The organism is Verruconatronum alginivorum (assembly GCF_056590205.1).
This window is the reverse complement of the sequence record NZ_JBWPVQ010000001.1, coordinates 4,148,296-4,172,284: the sequence shown is the minus strand read 5'-3', so window position 1 is coordinate 4,172,284 and position 23,989 is coordinate 4,148,296. Positions and strand designations below refer to the sequence as shown.

The 23,989-nt window shown below is 56.3% G+C and carries 13 protein-coding genes; 2 read left to right on the top strand and 11 right to left on the bottom strand.

The window, feature by feature from the left end; all coding sequences use genetic code 11:
• Positions 1–3: 3 nt before the first annotated feature.
• The 9 genes from ACWUI2_RS14975 to ACWUI2_RS14935 all read right to left on the bottom strand — a co-directional run bounded on the left by ACWUI2_RS14975 (position 4) and on the right by ACWUI2_RS14935 (position 19,001).
• Positions 4–2,820, bottom strand: coding sequence for a glycoside hydrolase family protein (locus ACWUI2_RS14975; protein WP_486983658.1), 2,817 nt, complete (start codon positions 2,818–2,820; stop codon positions 4–6).
• 107 nt (positions 2,821–2,927) lie between these two features.
• On the bottom strand, positions 2,928–4,625 hold the full coding sequence (locus tag ACWUI2_RS14970) for a right-handed parallel beta-helix repeat-containing protein (protein WP_486983657.1): 1,698 nt from the start codon (positions 4,623–4,625) through the stop codon (positions 2,928–2,930).
• A gap of 22 nt (positions 4,626–4,647) precedes the next feature.
• Complete coding sequence (locus tag ACWUI2_RS14965; protein WP_486983656.1) at positions 4,648–7,878, bottom strand: hypothetical protein; 3,231 nt, start codon at positions 7,876–7,878, stop codon at positions 4,648–4,650.
• Between the two features lie 151 nt (positions 7,879–8,029).
• Positions 8,030–11,230 (bottom strand): glycoside hydrolase family 16 protein, encoded by a 3,201-nt coding sequence (locus tag ACWUI2_RS14960; RefSeq protein ID WP_486983655.1) that lies wholly within the window; start codon positions 11,228–11,230, stop codon positions 8,030–8,032.
• A gap of 195 nt (positions 11,231–11,425) precedes the next feature.
• Positions 11,426–12,925, bottom strand: a complete 1,500-nt coding sequence (locus tag ACWUI2_RS14955) for a glycoside hydrolase family 16 protein (RefSeq protein WP_486983654.1) — start codon at positions 12,923–12,925, stop codon at positions 11,426–11,428.
• 143 nt (positions 12,926–13,068) lie between these two features.
• Entirely contained in the window at positions 13,069–15,489 is a 2,421-nt protein-coding gene (locus ACWUI2_RS14950; protein WP_486983653.1) for a hypothetical protein, read from the bottom strand.
• Positions 15,490–15,514: 25 nt separating this feature from the next.
• Positions 15,515–17,371: an FAD-dependent oxidoreductase gene (locus ACWUI2_RS14945; protein WP_486983652.1), complete on the bottom strand. Its 1,857-nt coding sequence runs from the start codon at positions 17,369–17,371 to the stop codon at positions 15,515–15,517.
• A 463-nt stretch (positions 17,372–17,834) separates the two neighbouring features.
• On the bottom strand, positions 17,835–17,966 hold the full coding sequence (locus tag ACWUI2_RS14940) for a hypothetical protein (protein ID WP_486983651.1): 132 nt from the start codon (positions 17,964–17,966) through the stop codon (positions 17,835–17,837).
• A 114-nt stretch (positions 17,967–18,080) separates the two neighbouring features.
• Positions 18,081–19,001 (bottom strand): alpha-amylase family protein, encoded by a 921-nt coding sequence (locus ACWUI2_RS14935; RefSeq protein WP_486983650.1) that lies wholly within the window; start codon positions 18,999–19,001, stop codon positions 18,081–18,083.
• 198 nt (positions 19,002–19,199) lie between these two features.
• On the opposite strand from ACWUI2_RS14935, the gene ACWUI2_RS14930 reads away from it, so the two are divergent.
• Both ACWUI2_RS14930 and ACWUI2_RS14925 read left to right on the top strand, forming a co-directional pair.
• Positions 19,200–20,366, top strand: a complete 1,167-nt coding sequence (locus ACWUI2_RS14930; protein ID WP_486981265.1) for an IS4 family transposase — start codon at positions 19,200–19,202, stop codon at positions 20,364–20,366.
• Positions 20,367–20,439: 73 nt separating this feature from the next.
• Positions 20,440–21,569 (top strand): IS630 family transposase gene (locus ACWUI2_RS14925; RefSeq protein WP_486982479.1). Its coding sequence is split into 2 segments (ribosomal slippage): positions 20,440–20,866 and positions 20,866–21,569, totalling 1,131 coding nucleotides; the frame shifts between segments, so codons are not numbered across the junction.
• A gap of 3 nt (positions 21,570–21,572) precedes the next feature.
• Here ACWUI2_RS14925 and ACWUI2_RS14920 read toward each other — a convergent pair.
• Together ACWUI2_RS14920 and ACWUI2_RS14915 are read right to left on the bottom strand one after the other, a co-directional pair.
• Positions 21,573–22,895 (bottom strand): TIM-barrel domain-containing protein, encoded by a 1,323-nt coding sequence (locus ACWUI2_RS14920; protein WP_486983649.1) that lies wholly within the window; start codon positions 22,893–22,895, stop codon positions 21,573–21,575.
• A gap of 298 nt (positions 22,896–23,193) precedes the next feature.
• Positions 23,194–23,979, bottom strand: coding sequence for a polysaccharide lyase family 7 protein (locus ACWUI2_RS14915; protein ID WP_486983648.1), 786 nt, complete (start codon positions 23,977–23,979; stop codon positions 23,194–23,196).
• Positions 23,980–23,989 lie beyond the last annotated feature (10 nt).

Sequence of the window (23,989 nt, the reverse complement as noted above, 5' to 3'; positions counted from 1 at the left end):
AACTCACCAGCGCAAGGTAACTCGTTCAGACCGTTCCTCTCCCTCCGTCGTTTGGGTCGAAATGTAAAACTCTACCTGCTTCTCTCCATTCCAGCCCGAAGTGGAAAACTCCCAGGGAAACTGACGGTTGGGAACCTGTCGCCATTCAGCATCGTCCATCCGGTAATGAAAGACCACCTCCTCCAAGTCGACCAATTCACCGAATGATCCCCGGAGGTATCCATAAGCCCAGGTCTCTTCCCCAAAGGATAGAATCATCCCTGCCGGCTTCCCGGGAACGCCGTCGCCAGATCCGACCAATGAATCAACCGACCCAAAGCTTTGCTGGGAAAGCGGTCCATTCCCGGCAAGAAGCCGGGGAGGCAAGGCCGGTTGGCCGCTCAACCCGTCGATCGCCAGGGCGGTGATCCCCCGGGGAGAAATTTTCACCTCGATTTGCCCATCGCTCACGCGGCTCCCCCCGGCCGCCACATTGTCACGCCAGAGGCGCACCGGATAATCAGTCGCGCGGGCGCCCGGGAGCAGGTCATCGTTCAACTCCACCACGACCTTGATCTCACGGTCCGCCTGGTTTTTCAACGCGAGGTAAAAGTTGCCGTTGCCGGTCGCTGTCAGGTAATTCGCCTGAACATCACTCACCTTCACAATCCCGGAAGGCATCCAGAGTTGGACATCCTCATCTTCATAAAACCGCCCGGGCCTGTCCCCGTATATCTTCCCATAGAGAAAGGCGTATCCTTCCACAAACCGGGAGGGAAAATCGATCGCTCCCTCGGATCGATCGAACGCGTCGGCCACCAGGTAATCCAACAGCATCCTGATATGGACCCAGACATGATTGTAGTGCATCGACGTGCTGGTCAGCTCCTGATGCGCTCTCAAAGGAAAATCGGGCTCTTCATGGATCGTGGAATAGGCGAGGTTCATGTGATAGCCGGGGAAATTGCTGTAACGGCCAACCACCGCGGATCGAGCGATATCGCGTAAGAAACGGTCCCCGGTATGGTGCGCCATGCGCAGAAAATAGGGAGCATAGGTGTTCAGAAAAAGTCCCCGGTGCGTTCCCCCCGCGGTGCCGATTCCCTCGGCGATCAGCCCGACTTCCGACACCCTCCAGGCGGGTACTCGTTTCTCCTGCGCCTTCAACGGCTCACCTCCCCGGTAAAGCGGTGCTTGCCCCCCTTCATTTACCAGCACCTCTTCATCGGGAATCCGTGGATAAAACCAAACAATCGAAGCATGCTGCCGGGCTCCGTGCAGCGCCGCTTCCAGGTGCGCCGGGTCTCCGGTCTCCTCATACAACTCAAAGAGATGCACCCAATTAGGAAGGATATCATCCCAAAAATGGCCGGCATACGCCTCGATTGAGGTGCCGATCGCCTCCTCGAAATGATTGGGCGGATTCCCGATCCGCTCTTCAATGTAGTCGTTCGCCTTGCGAACAGCTTCGTCCAAATGGGTTCGGTCGCCGGTGGCCTGGTAGAGAGAAAAGTCCTTTTTCCAGGTCCCGCCATACGTAACTTTCTCCATATTCAGGACCCGGTCCACCGGATAGAGTTCTTTCACATAATGAAGAAACACCGGGGTCCGCCCGCGACTGAGTTGATACAGCTCGGCCAATTCCGAAATGGGAACGTTCGGCCCCCGCATGTTACTGGTCGCCGTTTGGGAACCGACTTCTCCCAACGGCGAGAACAACAACTTCTCCCGCGAAAGATTATACTCGATCAACGGTTTCGCCCGTTCTTGAAAAATCGCTTCGTCGTCGACCACCAGCGCGACCCCAAACGGATCGAGCGCGCTTACGTTTTTCACCGCGCCCGGCATGTCCGTGGCATAAGAAGCGCCCCGGTGTTCTTCGAGAAACCTGCTGTATTCACTCATCCCATACCGCAACATGTTCTCAAACGCCTGGTTCAATGAAGCGATGGTGTTCTCGCGATAGTCATGAAAACCGAGGACGTTGCGCGCCACGTATTCAAAGGTTTGATTCCACTCTCCCGGCTGGACCACCAGCAACAGGTCGAGTTCGATCGAATCCCCCGCCTGCAATACCGATCCGTCTCCGCCGGGAACAGGAGCGAAAACCATCGGCTGGGCATTGCCCGAGGCATTGCGCACCGTCACCCCAAAAAGATTGTTTCGCAAGGTCGGCACTCGAAATGGAAGAGATTTCGGGTCGGCCAATACTCCGTAGGTTAGCCCACCGGCGCTCACCAGGGTTCCCGGGATCGAGCAATTGTATTCCAGGGTCAAATACGATTTTTCGGGAAACCGGCGCTCGTGCCACACCAGGGGTTGAAAAATCCCATCCGTCTCCTCCACTCGCATTTCCGGCGCCCCGGCATACCCCACCGAATAGGCTCCCGGGACTTTGGCGGTCATTTGAAAACGCAGGCGCGGTTCCCGAACATCCGGCGATGGCTCCAACCTGGCGCTTAATTCGAAATGAGAATGCTCGCCGAAGCTCCAACGAATCGTTTCGCCGGAGATCTCAGCCGACTGCGCCCGGATATCGATCGGCGTGGCCGCATCGAAGAGATCCAGAATCAGACCATCCTCGCCGGCTTTTTGCCAGGCGGTGACGTTATACCGGGGCAACGGAATACGCTGCCGAACCTGCCTGAGGTCTTCCTCGGCAAAAAGGACGATGAAGTTCGGTTCGAACCGCACCGGCTCGGCACCCCCTACCGAGACCTCGACCGCATGATCCTCCAACAGGTTCAACCGGTAAGTGTCGGGCGAAGCCGAGAGTGCCATGAGTGGGTTGATGATCAATAGGGTCGCCGCCCATCGTCCGATTCTTCGTGTTCTGTCCATGCTTTTTCGTTCCGCCTCCTGCGGGATTGAAAGTGACACAGGCATTCCTGCCTGTCCTGGCTGTCTGGGCTCTGTTCACGCTTCAAGCGTGAGCCTCATTCTCTCCGCTATCTCACCCGAATATTCCTCGTGGTCCGCTCGTCGACCGTCACATTTTCTTGGAAGCCTTCAAAGGTATTGCCATGAACATCGACGTCCGCCGCATGCATCAGATGAATCGCGGTCGCCTCCGGGTCGTTGTGCGGATTCTGAAACAGGTTGCCGGTGATCTCAATGTACTGGTTGTAGAGCGGATCCTCGAAATAACGGTTCAACGAGTGAATGGTCAGAATGGATGGCTGCCCCCGGCGGGCGATGTCGATCCAACTGACGTTTCGGCAAATATTGTTGCGAAAAACATTGTTGCGCACAAAACCTCCCGCCACCGGGTTCGGGCCATATTTGATCTGGTAGGCGTTGTTGTCGAAGGTGCAGTTTTCGACCAGGATGTTATCGGCGAAATTTACGATCGCACTGCCGAAGTTGTCCTCAAAAACCGTGTTCCGGATCACCCCCTTCTCCAGGGTGTAGCTCTGATACATCACCGCCGTCCCGACCTCCGCCTCCTCCGGAATGGGCTCGGCAAAGGTGTAAAGGAACCGGGTGCCGCGAAGCCTATCGGAACTCGCCACCGTCCGATCCTGCGGTTCGTCTCCGACCCAGAAACGAATAATCCCTCCTTCCGGAACATCAAACGCGGGTTGCGCCACAATGCCGCCGTCCGGTTTGATTTCCTCAACAATTCCGAAGGTCTTGCGGATCACCAGCGGGTCCATCCGCAAGCCCTTGAAATAGCAGTCCTCGATCAACAGCTCTCCCGATGTCATGCTCAGATGGAGCGCGTCGCGTCCACCAACGGCCAGGTTCCCGTTCTCCGGCTCGAAACGCATTTGGCGGAATGTCACATTATGATTGAACCCCGCAAGCATGCCCATGTTCGATACATTCGGCATGATGATGTTCTCGAAGAGGAGATCACGGGAATGCATTACCCGGGTCTGATTGTGGGAATCGGTCGCTTTGTGATGCCACGAGATCCCGTCGCCGACCTCGACTTTCTCCGCGAAGCCGGCGCCGGTCATTTTCAATTGTCGCGCCTCGGTTTCCGGAACAGCTTCCCAGAAGGCGGTGATATTCAGTCCGATGGTCAGGGTCCCTTCGCTCGGCCTGCGCCCGAAGCGTTTGAGCTTTCCGGTTTCCAAGTCCCACGCGTGAGCCGAGGCGGCCCGCATTCCATCGTAGGCGGGCAGGCCCGGAAGCACTTCGACGACCACCGTGTCCTTCTCCTTGTCCACCGAAATTACCCGAGCGGTCGACCCGAGCGGGGGGGTATTGGTCAAGACGAAGTTCTTAAGTGCCACACCGCTCGAATGCTCAATCCGCACCTGATAATACGGCATCGCCTCGTTATCCAACTCAACGTGACGCTCCAACCGGGTCGCCGGTCTTCCATCCTCGTCGACCTGGCCGACAAGGGCCAGGTTCTCGGCGTCGAAGATGCCGATGTAGTTGCCATGGCCGCGGCCGGGAATGCTAACCGTCTCAATCAGGTCATAGGTCCCCGCGTCAAACACCAGCTCCGAGGCGTTCATCCGCTTCGCGGCCTGAATCGCCTCGTTGATGGCTCGCATGTCACATTTCCCGTCATCGGGAATCGCCCCGAAATCGGATACATGTAAGCTCTTGCCGAGCAGCGAGGCCGGAAGGGCGAGTGCCAGAATCAGAATCGTCCAGGTTGTCTTCACTGCTTTGCCCTTCTCAATCATCTTCTTGCCGATCCGGGACGAATCACTCCTGAACGGTCTGGAAGACTCTCCAGAAATGCCGGTCACCGGTCGCTGCCGGATCCTCGAAGGTAAACCGCACTTCACCCGGAACGGTCGTGCGGTCGACCACTCCGTTCTCCTCCGTGACCTCGATCCAGGAAGCGTCATCGAAGAACAGGTCGGCGGACGAAAGAATGTAATAAGTGGCGCCAGTATCATTCCACCGCAATGTCACGTTCCCGGAAGGAGCATCAAAAGCCGCGGAGTTAACACCAAACCTTTGCTCGACGCCGGCCGGAGCGGTGACCACGACGTCGTCCACCCAGAATCCGGGATTGAAACCCCATTCGGCCGACATGGAAATACCGGCAAAGGGTTGACCATCGGTGGCCGCGGAAGGCGTGAAATATTGGATACCGCTTGTCGAACCGAGAAGCGTCCCGTCCGAATCATACACCGCCACGTCGTATTCGTTCAGGTCCGCATCATTCCAATCCCGGCCGGTGACGACCAACCGGTAAACCACTTTCGTATCACCGGGATCATCGAGGCTGCCGTTCCCATTGGAATCCACCGAGGGCGTGAGCGAAGTTCCAAACAGTGCTCGGAATTGGCTGCCATCATGTGCGCCCCAGGTTCCTCCTTCATACCGGATATTCAATCGATTGAGCCCGACTCCTGTGGGACTTGATGAAAGAATGATCGAAAACTGACGGTTGCTGCCGGCCTGGATGGCGAAGGCGAGGGAGAGTTCAAAATCACTCAGTGGCCTGAGCAAACCGCCGAAAATCGCCGCATTTTGATTTCCGGCCGAACTCGATGTGCTCCCACCCAGGTAAGCGGCAGTCGTCGATCCGTCAATCAAACCAGGAACCGCAATCGCCAATTCGGGTGCTCCAAGTTCAAGCCACCCGGCGAAGGTATCGGTCCCCTCCACCGGGTCCGTCCCGGGAACTTCAAAGGATCCCAGGATGTAATTTCCGGTCTCCAAAACGTGGCCTTCCACCGCGAGAACATCTGCGGCGTTCAACGGATTGTTGCTGGCAATCGCCATGTCGCTCAACACCACATCCTCCGCGACAAGACCTCTCGGATCGAATGCCACCGTCACCCGTTTCTCTTCGCCGGGCGCGATGCTGAACGGCGCCGACGGAACCACTAGACGAAAGCGGCTGTCACCAAAGAAGGCCGAGGAGATATTCAAATCCTCACCCAGACCGGCGTTGGCGATGGTGAACGTGCGAATCCCGAGATCGGACCAGGCCCGCACCGGAATCAACGGTTCGGTCACCGTAAATACCGGATGAGGCAAAGCGACCGGAGCAGTAAAGGTCACTTCATCGATCCAGAAGGAGGAGGACCAGGCGGGGTTGGTCGAACCGGTTCCTGAAGAAGTCGAATGATCCCCCGTGGTGAACGTATAGGCGGCCAGTGTGTATTCATCGATTAATGACGAATGAGAAACCGTCAGGCCGGTGGCGGTGGCGGCGACCGCCGTCGAATTTGGCGCCGAAATCGACAGGTCATAACTCGCTTCGGGAGTTCCGAAGTCATAAGCGGCCAAGGTGACCTGGTAAACATTGACGGTATCTCCGGCTGCGGCATCGAGGTTCCCATTCCCATCGAGATCAACCGATTTCTCCAACGTTCCGAGTGCCGGCAAGTGTTGCCAGGTCTCTCCGTCATAAAGATAAAACCCTTCTCCGCTCGATCCGTCGCCCGCCGGCAGATAGGCGAGATTGACCATCGCGGTGGCAGCTTGCGCGTCACTCCAGATGGCGCCGCTCCCAACGGGAATATTTGTCGCCGAGTGCAAAATGAACTGGAAGGACCTGTCCCACGCCTCTCCGCTCGGCGCGGTCCCAACGGCGTCCTCAAAATCCGGGATGGCCAGCAGGTAGGAGACCCGGAAGCTGCTGCCTCCCTGCGGAAACGAGGTCTGCCCGAAACTGTCGGGACCGCCCAAGTCATTTTCCCCTCTCAACCGGACTTTCCCCAGGGAGCCGTCGAAGCCGGGAGAAACGTGAACTCCACCCGCGGATGCCGTCCAGCCGCTGAGGCCGTCGTCCAGAGTCGGATTCGAGTTCAGCGGAAGCATGTCGCCCGCAGTATAAACCTGCCCGGTCAACGCCATCTCCACCCGGGGCCGAGGGCCGGATGGATCGGAAACGAGGCTGGACTCGATCAGAAGCTCGCCCTCCAGATTCGCCCCTCCGGCTACCGCCGCCCCAAGGAGAACCTCGACGTCGAAACTACCTCCCGCCGGAATCGTAAACGGCGTCTCCGAACCCGCGCCCAAAGCGAAAGCTCCATCCGCGTCATCCGACAGCGAGATCGTCTCGATGACCACATCCTCATCCGCGATATTCGAAAAACGGACGCTCCGAACTTCACTGTCCGCAACGGGATCGGCAAGATAGACCGTTCCAAAAGCGTAATCGATCATCTCCGCCTCCAGATCGACGGCCAGGTGGGGGACCATCGCCACCGCCAACGATACGTCATCGATCGCAAGCACATGGTATACCGTGACGGCATCGCCATCGGTATTCCTGCGGTCCTGGTGCCAACGGATCACCAGAAATTCTCCCTCCGGAATCGAGGTCATGATCGCGACCGGGGCGATCACCTGGCGATGAGCAGGATACTTCCCATCCAAATTCAGGCCACCACCGTTGATTCTTGGACTGTCGAACCGAAGCGCATCGACCCGGGTCCAGTTTTCCGGGGCCGAATTAATGTCGAGACCATCCACGCTGGCAACGACCTGGTATTCAAAGTAGAGCGATGTCTCTTGGGTTCCACCCCGGCGCCATTGCTCGCCAGTGTAGCCGACCGCGAATCCAGGCAGTGCCATCCCGGAATTGTTCAGGAAGACGGCACCCACGGAACCGGTGAGACTGTTAGCGCGAAAGAGGCCGACGGATCGGTCGGTGGAGTTCGCATGTCCGAGATTCGAGAACCGGGCCGAGAGATTGGTGCTAATCCCACCACCTGTCACAAGACCGGCACCGTCCGGCACCACTTGAAAGCTCCATTCCGTGGTTAAGCTGGTACTACCCTGATACCCTTGGTACCATCCGGGAATCGTGCTGTTATTGGTCCAGTCGAGGGAGGAACCGGAGCTGCCGGTCGGCAGCGAATCGAAATCCTGTGAATAAGAAAAATGCTCGGAGGTGATCGAGATCGTCGCCTGAAGGCTGACGGCGGCCGTCAAGGCCATGGTGGTAAGGAGGGATCGTAAGTATTTCATAATTCAATCGTTGTTTGTGGTCTAATGAAAGATGAGAGCGAGGGGTGCCCCAGTTCAAATGGAGACAGTATTGAAAAGCGGAAACGACCCAAGACAGTTCTAATTCGACAGTTGACCTGCTGGATTTTGCTCCGAACGCCGCTGGAAAAAATCAATCCCCCGGCTCTCCGGATTCGTAAAGATACCGCACCCGCAACCGGAGAAACCTGCTGGTGCGCTCGCCAATGAAAACAGTGTCCTGCACCGTCACTTCTCCTTCGGTATTCGCCTCCCCTGAACTGATCCAGATGGTCTCCCACTCGACAGCAGAACCAAGATTGTTGCGCGCTTCAACAATGTATTCGATTTCTGGATCTCCTACCCGGCTGAACGTCAACGCCATTTTGCCAGACTCACTGCCCGGCCGCGGCAAAATGGAGGGATCGGCGACAAGAGGTTTTCCGCCCAGGGCATACTCGAGTATATTGGGCAACCCGTCTCCGTCAGGATCGGCATCGTCCGCGGCATCTCCGGTCGCTTCACCATCACCGAAATGCAGGACGCGCCACGCGGTGATCCCCGATATTTCCGCTTGCTCGAGCGTCACCTCAAGCATGCCGGAACCATTCACCTTCAATTGGCCGGTCCAGCCGAAAGGAAGATCGAGCTCAGGCAGAGGCCCGGTCAGACCACCCGCTGCATTCACCAGCAGGTAAACACCCGGCTGAGCTCCCTCGCCCATCGCCAGTCGCACGCGGGCTTCCGGGGCGAAGGCGAGTGCTCCGTTCACCGACAGCGGCTGATGCGCCGATGCCGGACCATCAAGGCCAAATGCCAGACCTCCCGCCCCGCCGACAGAGACACCCGCGCCGATGACGCCGCGCCCGGAAAGCCAGCCGCCGTTCACGGAGACCGAGGCGCTGGCGGTGGTGGATCCGTCGATCGTCAAAGTTCCATCCTCAATGGTAATGGACCCTTGAAAGGTGTGCCCCCCGGCGAGAATTACCTCACCGTCCGTTGTTTTTACCACTCCCCCAATTCCGCCGAGACGAGTGGAGACCTCGCCCGACCTCAGATCGAACGGCACACCGTTTCCAAGTGAGAGAAAAGTGCTCCCGGAACCGGTCGAGTCGATCAGGCGTCCGCCATCGAGCACAAAACCGGTAATCCCTCTGCTTTGTCCCGCCAGGTCGAATACACCGTCCGGCTTGACAATCAGCGTGGTGGCCCCGGGCAGCGAGCTGGCCTGGTCGATCCGCAACAAGCCCTCCTCCACGGTCGTGGTTCCCGTGTATGAATTGCTGGCGGTGAGGCGGGCCGCCCCGGCTCCGGTTTTCCTGATGCTGCCGGATGCGTTCAGGTTGACCAAGGCTCCTGAAAGAATGACTTCGCCTCCCTCAACCGATTCGACGGTCAATTCGCGCCCAAAATAAATGGCGCCGGAAAAAGTGGATACATCCGGCGTGCTGCCGCCGATCTTCGAGACACCGAGGAAATTGCCCGGCTCGATTTGCAAGGGCCGGCCGATCGTCCGGGGGCCAACCGTCAGCAAGGCCGCGTTGTCCGTCGGCTCCGACTGAGGGCTGCCGACCCGCACCCGCCAGGAGGAGGCACCGAGCGCGCCCGGCGCGTCGTTTGGAGAGTCGGCGGCCACAAGCAAAGTACCGGCCACCACGTAAACGGTCGCTCCGCTACCGAAGGTATTGGCCGGGTTCGATAACTTAGCGACTCCCGGGCCGCGCACGAAGAGGTGGCGCACGGTGGAGATGGCGCCGCTTACTTCAGTAAAACCGGCCCCGGCCAGGCTCAGGTCCATCCCACTGTTTTCGGCGCCCACAGGTCCGGACAACAGCAGGGAGCCTCCGGGATCTTGCGCACCGACCGTCGCGTGGGCCGCCAGCGTAACCGGCCCCGCGAAGCCTGACGCCTCGCCGCCCCGCGCCTCGAGCACCCCGGCCGATCCGGAAACGCCGACGCCCGCGAGTGATAACGGCTCGGGCAAAGAATAATCGACGCCGGCGAGCGAAAGCGTGCTTCCGGCCACGACCTCCGTCCCCTGCCCCGTCGAACCCAGGGCTCCATCCGCCGCGACAACAAGCGCGCCCCGGGCCACCCGCGTCACGCCAGCGTGCTGATTGGCCGCCGCGAGAATAGCCTCGCCGTCGCCGTATTTATCGACCCTGCCGATCGAGCTTTCGAGCGGCCCCTGCGCCAGCACCGGGCCGTCGTTAAAGAACAGCACTCCGACGCCGGGAGTCTCAGCCGATATCGGCCCCCGCAGGTCCAGCAGCGCGCCGGGCTTCGTGCTGAAGTTGCTCAGGGCCAGACGTTCAAGCGCCACAATGGGAAGGTCGAAGACTTGCGCCGTGGGAACGGTGTTGTTGAGGGTGATACCCGCGGCTCCGCCGGATCCCAGCCGCAGCACGGCATCCGGAAAATCCGAGCGGGGGATAAACGTGAATCCGGGAAGGTCGGGATGGTCAAAATAGATCTCGCGAGCCTCTTTGGAAATCCCGGCAACAGTGACGGTGGTGTGGGCGACGGGACGATTGAACACAGCGGCGTCATTAATTCTTGGATACCGTCCGCTTCCCCAATTCGCATCCGTTCCAAAGTTCCCATGGTTGGAACCGAGAAACCCCGGACGGTCATACACTCTCACCTCGTCGATAATCATGCGACTTCCGTCCAGGTTTGGCCCCGGCTGGCCAGCCCACGGAATCACTCTAGTCGAGAAGAGCAGTTCGAGGGGAATCGTATTGCCCGCATTCCGCACCGTGGCACCGCTCACGGTGTGCATCAATTCTCCATTGAAATAAAAGCGGAGAGTGTTGTCGTGCGCCCACTCCAGCCCGTAGGTGTTGTAGTCGACACTGAGATCCTCTGACACCTCCACGGCCCTGCTGCCCAACCCATAGTGAACCGGCGCCCAATTATGAACGTTGAAACGCAGCATGCTCGGATAATGTGCTTCTTGGATATCGATCTCGAACCGGTCGTACATGTTGGCAGCCACTGAATAAGCGGCGGGGGTGTTCAACCAGAAAGCGTTGTTCAAGCCGGTCTCCGCTCCGATCCGGTATCGGGCCTCGTAATACCCGAACCGCTGAAGAAACCTTCTGGTCGACACCCTCCCTTCGCGCCAGGTATCTTCAGACAACTGCTCGGTCACAAGTTGGAGTGTATCGTCGACAACTTCGACATTGGAGCGTTGCGAATCAATAACCCAAACCTCCGGGTCGAGTCCGTTCGTGAAGTCGTCACTGAAGGTCAATTCGTATCCGTCCGGCGGCGATGCCACCGATTGCCCGGAAAAGGCTAGGAATAGCGCGGGGCATGAAAGTGCCAGAATAAGAGAGGAGAGTCTATTCATAATGAGAATCATGAGAAGGTTAGCAGGATTCAACGCGGAGGGGCGGATTTAAAAGAAAGGTGGCCTGTCAGGGCACCACAGGTCCCAATCCCGATGGAACGGAATGAGAACGGCAATGAGAGTTGTTCATACTAATATCCTGTTTTTGGAAATCTTTGCGGAAAGTCCGCCCCTCACTACGCCCTTTCCTCAGAATCATGGCTCCTTTGTCTGGCTCACGGCGAGATAACTGGCGGCAGACCGGAAGGGGCCAACCCCAACCGGCCGATCCCCCACATTTTCGACGCGAACGACCGCGATCACACCGGTCGATTCGCCGCGCTGGTTGATGTCCCACCCCTGCGTAATCGACGAATTTCCGCGAGCGTCGACGTTGCGGTAAAAATAAGGCTCCCGTTCCGGCGCCTCGCCGACCGGAAACGCGGAGAAACTGAAGGCGCCCGCGCCGGACAACTCTTCATGCAAGGGTGTGTAGCGCACCACCAAAAGGTGCTCCTGGTCCTCGCCAACAAAAGGAGAGGTCCGCAAAATAGCGGGATAGGAATCAACGGTGCTCGCCGGTTCGGTGAAACCGACCTGCAAATGGCCATCGCTCCCAGCCTCAGCCACGGAAACCACCTTGCCCGTTGCATCCTCGAAGCTCAGCCGGAGAGCACCGCCCCCCGCCCGCTCCAATGGCAGGGAAAAATACCAGGGATGCTCCCGTTCGAGGACCAATGGTTCGTCGAGGTCAACCTTCCAGCTCGCCCCCGGGGCCAGAGTGGCTTCGCGACCAGGAGGGCGGGTTTGCTGGGACGGCTCGGTCTCCAGGAGACGGCGTGGACGAAAGATCCGCACGTAATCGATAATCATTCGATCCCCGTCGACCTCTTCTTCCACGATGGGCGACCAGCTGGCCTCCCAGGGAAGGGTGCTGAAGATGAGATTCAGACGGTCACCGGCGTAGCCGCCCCGGTAAAGCCAGTCTTCCTGCCCATATCGGCCATAAGCCCTTTTTTCCTCATCCGGAAACCATTGATCGAGTTTGCCGACCCCGGTCCACCATTGCTCACCGAGACGAGGATGCGTCTTTCCCCGCCAGACTTCACGCCCATCCAAGTACCAGATCATCTCCTCCTCGCCATACCATAGTCCCCAGGTCTGGTATTCTCCCCAGGGATGACGGAGGCTGTGCCCTTGCGCTATATGATCGGAAGCGCCTTGAGCATTGCGCGCATACGCTCTGGTTTTCCAATCATGCCAGGCCAAATGGGCTCTTCCTTCGCCCGATTCGACGTGTTTTCTCGCCTCCACAATATCGATCTCGTAGCGATCACGGAGGGCTCCGCCCGGATCACTCATCGCGGCCAGCCAAAAGGCATTATTGACACCGGCTGCGTCACCGGGACGCAGCCGCGCCTCCAGATACACATTGTTCTCCAAGGGCTCGATCATATAGACATACCCCGATGTCCATTTGGAGAATCGCCCCCGATGCTCGCGGCGTTCCAGGCGCGTAACAAGATGCAACTCGCCGTCTCGCACCTCGATGTTACCGGGACCACGCAGCGTCTCCCGCTTCATGCCGGTAATCTCACCGTAATCAGGGGAACGCCACACCGCCTCGTCCAGCGCGTCTCCCGCGAATTCATCCTCAAAAATAAGAACCAATTCCTCGGGGAAATCGATCGCGGGCCGCGCTTGCTCGTTCGCCATCGCCGCGGATGTGGACGCAGCGATCAACAGTGACACCATTCCCGGCAGTGCGCACAGCCTGCCTTCTCGTCCGATGCGTTGTGAGAGTAAAGAGTTAGATCGCTTCATGATTCACGATCCTCATTAGCGTTTGATCCGAGATACTACTCACTCCCGCCGGTCAGTTCGTAGTCATGCCCGGGAGTCAAAGCGAAGGTAAACGATCCAGTAACCGCGTTATGTTCGAAGTCGACCGATTGACCTGCCGTGGTGTCGGTGATCACGATCTTCTCCGGACTCCATCCGTCGTTTTGATTGGTGATCGTCGAAGTCGTCCTGCCATCAATGTAGGTGTAGGTATATTGTGAACCGTCCCGCGCCACCGGAAACACCTCGACATTCATCTTTTCCGAACGTGGTTCCTGTTTGGATACAACCACTCCTTTGCCGCCGATAAAGACGGGGATTTTACTCTCCGGCAGACTGAAATCTTTCAGAGTGGTCGGTCCGGTGTAAACTTCGCCGGTCTCATAGTCGATCCACGTCCCCGCCGGGAGGTACACGTCCCGCGACATCGCGGTCTCGAAATCCATGCCAAAGAGGGGTGTCGCCAGCATGGACGGTCCGAGCATCCACTGATACTGCTTCCGTTCCCGATCGATCAGATCATACGTTTCCGAATCATCCGGGAAAGCGATGTGCAAAGGCGTCATCGTATACGGAAAACCGGTATGATAACTATCGATGGCGGCACTGTAGATATAAGGAGCATACTTGTCGTGCCACAACGCCGCCTTCAACGCGATCTCCTCATATTCGGGATGCTCCATGACCCACGGTCCGCGTCCAAAAGACATGCCGGCGGTCAAGGCGGCAAACATGGCGTTTCTGACGAAATACTTCCGGAAGGTCTCGGTCGACGAATCGGTGGTCGGCGTCCCGCCGATGATGTCCGGGTATCCGTTCGCCGCGCCACTGGCGGCATTATTCAGAAGATTGAGAGGCATCCGATGCGGATCCGAATGAAAATTCTCCCCTGTTCCGGCATAAGAATCATTGATTCGGATCAGGTCACCCGGCACCGAATAAGCCGCGTTTCGAACCATGATCAGATACCCTTCCTCCGCCAGTCTCTCGTTGAACCGGTTCCACATGCCGTCATGGTAAAGGCGGTCATAAATCATCGCGTCTTCCTTGAAGCCGTCGGCCTTCCACTTGGCCACACCCTGCACGTACCAATCAAGCGCTGCTTCATTGTAGCTATCGATGAAATAGATCGGCCCGCGGGGAAACTGATTGATCTCGGAACGAACCCGGTTCCCCTCCCTGTCTCTCAGCAGGAGATCTCTTTCCACCGCCTCCAACGGAAACCGTCCATCGTTTTGTTCGGAGAAACCGGGGCTGTCCGGTGCTTTGAAATGATTTCTGAGTCCGAGGATCAGTTTCAGGTTCTTTTCCTCAAACAGATCCTTCAACGCCTGTGGATCCGGGTAGCGGGGATTTGGCAATCCATCGTCTCTCTCGGTCGGCGTGCTATCCCACATGCCGAAGCTGACCGTCGTACCCTGGGTCCGGGAATTCCGGGCGCCGGGCCAAAAGCCGGAACCGACTACGCCCCAATACAACGGAAATCCAAGGTCGAGGTAGGTTTGAATGTTCTCCATGACCGAGGCCTGGAAGGTGTTCCAACCAAGAGCGCCATATGCCTCCCAGCCGACGTTGAACATGGTATAGCGGGGCATCACATCCGGGTAACCTTCATTGTAGCGCGCCACCCGGTAATCCCAATAAATCTGCTCCATATCGCCCATGAAGTAATAGAGCGTATCCACTTTTTCCTCATCCGCCACGCCCAGACGGTTCTCGGTTTCCGTCAGGCCGACTCGCTTTTTCCCGTCATTGAAAAGAACCTGGGCGAACCCGTGGCTTGGGAAAATGACAAAATTGGAGAGAAAACGTCTGCAGCTTCCCTGGTTGATCATTTCATCCCGCACCATCCCCATCAATCGTGCGTTGTCCCGGGCGTCGACATTGTTGCTGCACGGGGCGTCGACGTCGCGGAATTCATTCGAATGCGAACCGAAATCACCCAAGCCGTACGCGGGATCGAGCGCGGCGGTGCGGGCGTCGATGATAAACCGGCCCGGCGCCTCCTCCCCGGAGTTCTCCTGACGGGGGATGATGCTGAACTTCGCATGGTGTTCGAAGAGGTCAATATTGACCTCGGCAACACCACCGTTCGTGGTTGTCACCGTCATCCGAATTTGATTTTCCGTGACGGAGTCCAACTGCGTGCTCGCAACATCATACAATTCCTTTCCGCCCGGAGCACTGAAACGGATTCCCGATTCGGGATGGGCATCGGCAATCACCCTCCCATCGGTGGCGCGGAACAAATAGCGAAAGCCTTCCTTGAGGATCTCCAGTTCATAGTTCGCGCTGGATGCGACGATGCCCTCTTCAGTTTCGGAAACATCATGGACCCAGTCCGCCCCCGACAGCATGGGGGCCGCACCCACGGTGAACAGGCTGGCGACAATGGCCGTCCGGCAGAGTTTTCTCATCGTTTGCATTCGTTGTGTCATCGTATCATTTCCTTCCGGTTTACCATTATTCCGCGTATACGCGGACTTCGCATATTCTCGCATGGTCAATACCATTCGTCGCCGTAACCACGATCCGAAGGACCTTGGCGACAAAAGGATTGGCAAAGCGATGACGCTGGATGCGTTGCCAGTTTCCTCTTACCGTCTCGACCGTTTCCCATCCGCTCTCACCGAGATGTTGAATCTCGTAATCCGCGATCGTCTCCGGTTGCGGCCTTCCCCAGACCATGTCCGGACTGTACTCTGCGCAATGACTCAGCGTCAGCAGCCGGTGGAGGCCGGTGTCGAATACCAGTTGCACTTCCCGCACCGTCACTGCCGCTTCCCATTTCAGTTCGAGGTGGGCGGGCAGTCCTTGTGACGGATCACTCATCCAACGGTTGCTGCCCGCAACCGATCGCCCCGGAGGAGCGCCGTATTTCCCGTGCACGCTTCGAGCCTGCCCGGTCAAAACATTGGACGCCTCCCCTCCCGGTTGCTCGCTTGATGCGCGGACCTCAGCCTGTCTCGCCAAGTCGCCTGGTTCTTCGTTTTTGCGTCCCACGAGATAACAGCCGTCGCGCAGAAGTCGCTGATGCACCTCACCCATCTCCACGGAGTCCGCGGCCAGTTCAGCCGGAAGAAGGTTTTTGGCCAGCGCATGAGCCGCCGCCGTCCCCACCCCCTGTCCGACCACCGCGCAAGTAGCCATGACCCGGGTCGAGGCAAAGGCGACGTGCGTGGCCGACATGTTGCGTCCCGCAAACATCAGATTCGGCACATCTTTGGAGATGCAGGCCCGCAACGGTATGTCGTAGAGATGCGGCATCATATGCTTCGTGCACGGCTGCTCTTCGGGCCTGTCCACGCCTTCGGGAGGGTGAATATCGATTGGCCAACCTCCATAGGCGATGGCGTCGGGGAACTCCGCCGACTCGAACACATCGCCTTCATTCAAGGTATGAAGGCCGATAAACCTGCGACTTTCCCGCTTCCCGGGAAGAAACCCAAACCATTCGAGCGCCCAGTTATCGGCCCCATGATCGCCGCCGTTTTTGACGTGGTCCCAGATTCCAAGGGTGATGGCGAGGAGCTCGTCGCGGATGGACTCGTTGTCCTTCACCGTGTCAAGGTGTCCCCCCCACTCGGCCCACCAGTAACCGTATTCCAGTCCCTGATCGAGCCCGGGCTTCCCGTGGGGACGAAATTTTAGATCGGCTTCGGTGAACTTGCGTACCCATGGCGGGGGGATAAACGGCATCGGCTGGTCGTGTCTGCGAGCCTGAAAAAGAATGGTCGACCCGAGCGTTTTTCCGTCCGCCTCCACTTGGGCGAGCTTTTCGTCAAATTCCGCTTTAGCTTCACGCCCGTGCCGGTATGAAGCGCCCGCCTCGAGAGCCATCCTCCCGTCGCCCGTGCAATCGACAAACATTTTGGCTTCGATTTCGAAGGCGTCCTCGGTGCTGGGCCGTTCGGCCCGCACGGCGGCAATTCGTCCGTCTTTCATTTCGACGCCGCAAACCGTGGTATTCAACAAGAGCGTGAGATTCGGCTCGGCCCGGCATTTCTCGTAAAAAATCAGGTCGAGCATCGAAGCCGACTTTTGCGGATTGCGCACACAAGTATCGAGCCGAATCTCTTCGATGATCCCGGTTTCCCTCGCCTCGGTCGCCAGTTCCTCCGATCGAGCCCCTTGGTTGTCCGCCCCGACAATGTGCATCCGGACTTCGCTGGAAGCGTTCCCGCCCAGGACCGACCGATCCTGGCAGAGAATGACCTTGGCACCGTTGCGGGCCGCGGCCAACGCGCACGGCACCCCAGCCGGGCCACCACCCGCCACCAGCAGATCGCAAGTCAATGAATGTAAATCAATTTTCGCCACTTTTATTTATGGTATTTGTAGCCGGGCATCGACTCGATACCCGGTCCGTTGCTTTGGCAAAGAGATCGGTTTCACCGCTCCATTCCGGCACCCGAAATGTTCCGCCGCCCAGGGCTTCCTCCGTGGTGCCGGTCCGCATGACCGGATCGCTCGCGCGGTATTTGACTGTGAAAGGTCCCGCGAAATCCGCAGAGGCTCCGGTCCCCTTCTCCGTCACCCGAACCCGGTGATCGGTAAGGACTTCCACCTGGAAGCGATCGTTCGCCAAATCCGTCCCCCCTAACCAAACAGGGGCCGTCAGCAGTAAAACTATCGCAAGGTATCGCATCAATTTGTCATCCCACCGGCGATAAGCCGAAAGGGCCTCACCAGTCATCATGTCCAATTTCTTATGAAAAACACTGAATCAAGAGCCATGCACTGGACAAACCGTTATCCGGTACACCGTTGACCCTGTATCGGCCTATTCAGTCGCCAAACCGAGACCGGCTTTGGCGGCGATCTTCCGCGAGCCGACGAGAACCAGAACTCCCGGCAGCAGAACGATGGCACCGGTTATCCAGAGGATTGAGGCGACGAAAAGAGCATTCTTCATCGCAGCCGGGACAGATAGGCGATCCATCCCTCGGCATAGGGCCACCAGGTATTCCACGCCTTGCGCAGCCAGCCGATGGCAGTGTAATCCCGTCAAGCGGATTGTAACTCAATTTTACTCAACTCTGTAATCTCTTCCTGGGACAAATAAGAATTCATAGGCATGCCGGTTCCAGCTTCCGCTTACCGGCTTCCCGTTGGTTTGATCCACCACCGTTGGATTCTCCCAATCCGTATCGCCAAGAGTAATCGTGCTTTGAGTTTCCCCATCTTTGTCATAAAAAATCATCTCCGCATTGTCGGTAACCGGATACAACCGTCCTTTTAGCTGCCCGTTAACTTCTTCCACCACAATACCGCTGCCTCCTACAAATAAAGCCGTTTTGCCAACCGGCAACGGGTAATTCTCCAATGTAGTGGGCCCCTGATGGACCTCACCGCTGTCATACTCTATCCAGGTGCCTTTCGGCAGATAAACATCCCGGCCCGTTGCCGTAGCGTAGTCATCGCCATACAAAGGAGTGGCAAGGAGCGATTCTCCAATCAGCCACTGGTAACTGCGACGAGTTGCATTAGCCAGGCCGTAAACGCCCGGATCGTCCGGATAAACCAGCGGCAGCGGGGTCATCGGGTAAGGGAACCCGGTTTTGTAAGCCTTGATCGCGTAACTGTAGGTATAAGGCTGCAGCCGGTCATGAAGCATCGCGGCACCACGGGTTACCCGGACGACTTCTTCGTCAAAATTCCAGGGGCCATACCCAAACGACATGCTTGGGTGCAAAGCCGCGTATTCGGCATATCGCATGAGATACATCCTCATGATATCTTTCGGTTCATTTCCGAATTGACCGGTAGCTAATCCGGTGCCCCCAATAATATCTGGATAGACGTAAGGAAAGCCGGAATAGGCATAGGCCAGTCCGTTAATTGCCCCGCGATCCTGGGACTGGTTATAATTAAAATCATTATACCGGTGGATATCGGACGGGGAGCCCAGATACTGATTTCTCCCCATAATATAAACTCCCTTATCCATCAAGGCCCGGTTAACCGGGTCAATCAAATCATCCGGCAGTTCCTGGGGAAAACCATACAGATCCTCTCACTAGCGTCCAGCTAAGGGGCCACCTCGGATTTGTAAGTAACGGATTTTCATGATCTAAAGAGGTGAGTTTGTTGTGACGCATTTGAAGCTTGGTCTGGTGTTCGGGGCGGGCTTATTGAGACTGGCCTCATGAACGAAGGCCGTCTCATTTTCACCCAAGTAATGGATACGCTGCACCGCGAGCAGTTTGAGCGTTGCGTTGCTCTCTACCCGATGCCTCGCCAGAGTCGGGGAATGAGCGCACGTGACCAATTCCTGGCAATGGCATTTGCGCAGATCACATTTCGCGAAGGATTGCGTGATATCGAAGCTTGTTTACGTAACAGTCAACATCTCTACGCCATGGGAATTCGGGGCAACATCACCCGAACCAACATTGCTTACGCGAACGAGTTTCGGGATTGGCGAATTTATGAAGCGCTCGGCCAAATTCTCATTCGTAAGGCGCGCCGCCTTTACGTCAACGAGCCGAACGGCTTGGAGATGGATGAGATGGTTTACGCGGTTGACGCCTCGACTATCGACCTGTGCCTTTCTATTTTCCCGTGGGCGAAGTTCAGAAGAACGAAGGCGGCGATCAAGCTGCATACCCAGATCGATCTTGCCGGCTCGATCCCTGTGTTCATCAGCATTACCGATGGATCAATTCATGACGTCAACTTTCTCGATCGCATGGCATTTGAGGAGGGAAGCATCTATGTTTTTGATCGTGCCTACCTGGATTTCGCCCGCCTTTTCCGTATCCATCTGGCTGGTGCATTCTTCGTTATTCGCAGTAAATCCAATACCCGATTCACCGTGTGTGAATCTCGGCAGGTTGATAAATCCACTGGTCTCAGATGCGATCAAGTGATCGTCTTGCGGACGAAAAAGGGAAAACGGGATTACCCTGACCGCCTTCGCCGTATTTCTTATTTCGATACCGAAACAAACAAGCGCCTGACATTCCTTACAAACAATTTAACGTTGCCTGCGTTAACCATCGCCGCGATTTACAAGAGCCGCTGGCGGATCGAACTCTTCTTCAAATGGATCAAGCAGAATCTTCGAATAAAAGCATTCTACGGAACCAGTGACAACGCGGTGCGCACCCAGATATGGATCGCCACGTGCGTCTACCTCATGGTGGCCTGTCTCAATAAGGTCCATGGACTCGATGAAAGTCTCAGCCGAATTCTACAAATCTTGAGCGTCAACGTATTTCAGAAGACCCCTATGAATCAGCTATTTGCAAACTATAATAACGGAAAACCCGCGAATGATATTTCGAACCAACTGGTATTCAAGGACTTTTAACTGGACGCTAGTATCTTGTAACACAAACAATTTCGCAAATTGACATTTCTCCTCGGTCATTGATCTTGGGTGAATGGCCAAAAGATACCGAGTGACTCTTACTGGCGAAGAACGCCAACACCTGGAGACTCTGACCAGAAAAGGCAAGGGAACGGCCCGCAAGTTCATTCATGCGCGTGCCCTGCTTCTGTGCGATTACGCATCGAAGGAAAAACCGTGGACGGTCGTGGAGGTTGCCAAGGCGCTGGGTGTGACTTCGCGCACCATCGAACATGTAAAACAGCGCTTTGTTGAGGAGGGCATCGAGGCCGCGCTTGAGCCGCGGCCGCGATGCACGCCACGAGAAGTCACTTTCGATGGCGCCTTTGAAGCACGCCTGACGGCGCTGGCCTGTTCGGCTGCGCCGGATGGTCGCAAGCGCTGGACAATGCGCCTGTTGGCCGAGAAGGTAGTCGAACTTGAGATCGCTCCAGAAGTTTCCGTGATGACAATTCAACGGACACTAAAAAAAACGAACTTAAGCCTCACCTGAGCAAATACTGGAAGATTCCGCCGGATCGAAATCCGGAATTTGTAGCTTGCATGGAGGATGTCCTCGATCTGTATCACCGGCCGTACGATCCGCTTTATCCTGTGGTCTGCATGGATGAATCCTCACAACAGTTGATCGGAGAAGTGGCCGCGCCCATTCCTATGGCGCCGGGACACCCACAATTGATCGACCATGAGTACGTGCGAAACGGTGTTGCCCAGATTTTCATAGCGGTGGAGCCGCTGCGGGGACGTCGCTACGTTACGATCACAGAACGCCGGACCGCTAAGGACTGGGCCGCCTTCATTGAATTCTTGCTGGTCGAAAAATATCCAAACGCCGAAAAGGTTCGCTTGGTAATGGACAACCTCAACACCCACACGCTTGCCTCCTTCTATGTCGCATTTGAACCCCAGAGGGCTCGGGCACTTGCTCGTCGTCTGGAACTCCATTTCACCCCAAAACATGGGAGTTGGCTGAACATCGCGGAGATCGAGTTTAGCGTTCTCAAGTCCCAGTGTCTAAATCGACGAATATCTGAAATCGATGAGATGAGAACCCAAGCAGCGGCTTGGGAACGCGAACGTAACAACCGCGACACCTTGGTCAATTGGCAATTTAGCACTGAGAAAGCCCGAACGAAACTCTGCCGACTATATCCGAAGTTTTAAATGTTACAGGATACTAGTGAGATCCTCTTTAAATCCATCGATGCCATAATTCAGCCATTTTTGGCTGAGCCCCACATACCATTCGACCGCTTGAGGATTTCGTGTATTCAACAGATAGGACGGCGACCTTGGAAAGGCTACTCTGAATAGTCGGGGTTCGCCTTCTTCATTCTCAATGAAATAATTGTTGTCCAATCCCTCCTGCGTGAATGGACCGCCTTCGATAAAGCCGATGCGCATACCGATATTCACCTTCAAGCCCCGGCCCTGGAAATACTCGATCATTGCCTTCGGGTCAGGATACTTCGCCGCATCCCACATGCCAAAACTGGTCGTGGCCCGTAATTTTCCGGCCGCTTCCTCATCGGTTCTTGACCTCCTTATAGGGTTACCATGTTCATCAAATTCACCTTCCCCACTCGGCCAAAATCCGGAACCAATCACCATCCATTCCAAAGGAAACCCCAGTTCAAGATACTGATTGATATTTTCTTTGACCGTTTCATGGTTGGTGTTCCAAGCGAGAGCTCCAAAAGCCTCCCAACCCACACCAAACCATCTATATTTGGGTTTATAAACCGGATACCCTTCCTTGTTTCGCACATCCAGAAAAGATTGGTAGATTTGCTTGGGCGAACCAACAAAGTAATAGAGCGCAGGCAATGAGCGAATACCCCTGGAACCCTGCACATTTTCTTCCTCGGTAATTCGAACCACTTTTTCACCGGGTTCGATATTCACTTTTGCAAATCCATGCGTTGGGAAAATGACGAAATTACTTTGCATGCGGATCAAGCTGCGATCATGGCGGACTGAATCCATATCAAAACCGGTCATCTCAACCGTGGTTCGGACATCCCGCAATGATCGACCACTATAGGCGGCATGGTCAGCCATCCCATAGGCTGGACCCAAACCAGCAGTCCGGCCGGTTATCGTATACTTTCCGTCCTCGATCGGTATCACTTGGATTCTCACCGCATGGTCCTCCGGTGAAAGAAGGACTTCAGCTCTGACCCCATGGTCAGTTTTCACTTCGAATCTTACCTGATCCGCCTTTTTTTCAAGTAATCTCGTATGCACTACATTGGATACGGGTTGATCCGCCAACCCGATCTGAATGCCCGAGTGAGGATGGGCAGGCGCAACGATTTCTCCATCAGGCATTCGGAATTCAAAGCGAAATCCTTGTTTTTCAATTCCAACAATGTAGGTTTCAGTTGTGATCGTAACACTCTCATCCGTCACCCTGACTACAGTATTTACTGAGCTCAGTTCGGAAGCTAGCAGCGCGCACGAAACGGCTAGCAAGCAGATGGAAGACATCAGTAATCTGTTAATTCTTTTTAATCTCATCGCGTTCTCTGGTTTTAAAGTTTTATGCTCATGTTGGCGGATACGGTGGGACGTGCCGGGCCGGTAACCGTGTTGGCCGGGCCGAATACATCCAGAGGTGGTTCGATACGCATGGCCAGATTCTTGCCCTCCGGCCGGCGCTTCGGCAACCCAAATGCAAAGCGGCCGATTAATAACGTCCTCCCACTGGAATCCCGTGCCTGGAGGGCCCCTGTCGATTACTACGACGAAAAGTCCCCCAATCAAACGGGCAGAGAATGATCCCTCGCTAGGGTGTGCTGATCGACAACGATTCGAACTCAACCGCATGGGGTTCGATGCCTCTATGGTAGGAGCCCGTCTTAAAAAAAGCTCTCCTCCCTTCAAACGAAAGAAGATTATCCTCAGCCTTCAACTCATTATTAATGTATACTTGCAATACCCCATCCTTGACATGGATATCCAAGTTGAAGAAGCCATCAGGCCGAGGCCCAAGATCGTGCATCGCACCTTTTTGTACCCAGACCCAAAGATGGTCCCCCTTGCCATCGTAACCTGGCGTCCCGCTTACCAAAACCGCCGGCCCCAACCGGATACCTGGAATGTAGATCTGCACGAAGTTTAAACGTCTTCTTTTCCAACCCTGTCCTTCGGCGACAGGCGCGTCGAACCGCAACCGTGCAGAGTAGTGGACTTCTCCTTCGGTCACCGGCCAAGTGGAATTATGGCGAAGTTCACTCCGATCACGGTCACGGCGGGTTGTCGCCAGAACCATCGTCGTCCCGCCTTCCCCTAGGTAAAAACGCCTGGGAAGTTCGTAGCCGTCAAAGCGTCCACTTTTTACCGCAATATTCCCGCTGGTGGCGGGGCTATGCAGCCTGGACTCAGAGAGCACAGGTTGAAACTTCTCCAGATCAAAGGGAACTCTGGCTTCGGGCTCGCGCTCCGCGATTTTCTCGCCGACGATCTCCGCCGGTTTCGCCTGGAGGGATCGATCATTTATGGCAAACCCGCATCGTAGGAATAAGTCCGGAGAACCGAAAGCAAGCAGGAGCAAAATGGTGAAAATTTTCATCTTAATCTTC

What these genes read in the sequence shown, in the direction of transcription:
- ACWUI2_RS14950 (WP_486983653.1), bottom strand. Translation starts at nt 15,489, where the DNA reads ATGACACAACGAATGCAAACGATGAGAAAACTCTGCCGGACGGCCATT.
- ACWUI2_RS14955 (WP_486983654.1), bottom strand. Translation starts at nt 12,925, where the DNA reads ATGGCGAACGAGCAAGCGCGGCCCGCGATCGATTTCCCCGAGGAATTG.
- ACWUI2_RS14915 (WP_486983648.1), bottom strand. Translation starts at nt 23,979, where the DNA reads ATGAAAATTTTCACCATTTTGCTCCTGCTTGCTTTCGGTTCTCCGGAC.
- ACWUI2_RS14970 (WP_486983657.1), bottom strand. Translation starts at nt 4,625, where the DNA reads ATGATTGAGAAGGGCAAAGCAGTGAAGACAACCTGGACGATTCTGATT.
- ACWUI2_RS14930 (WP_486981265.1), top strand. Translation starts at nt 19,200, where the DNA reads ATGAACGAAGGCCGTCTCATTTTCACCCAAGTAATGGATACGCTGCAC.
- ACWUI2_RS14940 (WP_486983651.1), bottom strand. Translation starts at nt 17,966, where the DNA reads ATGAAGAATGCTCTTTTCGTCGCCTCAATCCTCTGGATAACCGGTGCC.
- ACWUI2_RS14965 (WP_486983656.1), bottom strand. Translation starts at nt 7,878, where the DNA reads ATGAAATACTTACGATCCCTCCTTACCACCATGGCCTTGACGGCCGCC.
- ACWUI2_RS14975 (WP_486983658.1), bottom strand. Translation starts at nt 2,820, where the DNA reads ATGGACAGAACACGAAGAATCGGACGATGGGCGGCGACCCTATTGATC.
- ACWUI2_RS14935 (WP_486983650.1), bottom strand. Translation starts at nt 19,001, where the DNA reads ATGGATAAGGGAGTTTATATTATGGGGAGAAATCAGTATCTGGGCTCC.
- ACWUI2_RS14960 (WP_486983655.1), bottom strand. Translation starts at nt 11,230, where the DNA reads ATGAATAGACTCTCCTCTCTTATTCTGGCACTTTCATGCCCCGCGCTA.
- ACWUI2_RS14920 (WP_486983649.1), bottom strand. Translation starts at nt 22,895, where the DNA reads ATGTCTTCCATCTGCTTGCTAGCCGTTTCGTGCGCGCTGCTAGCTTCC.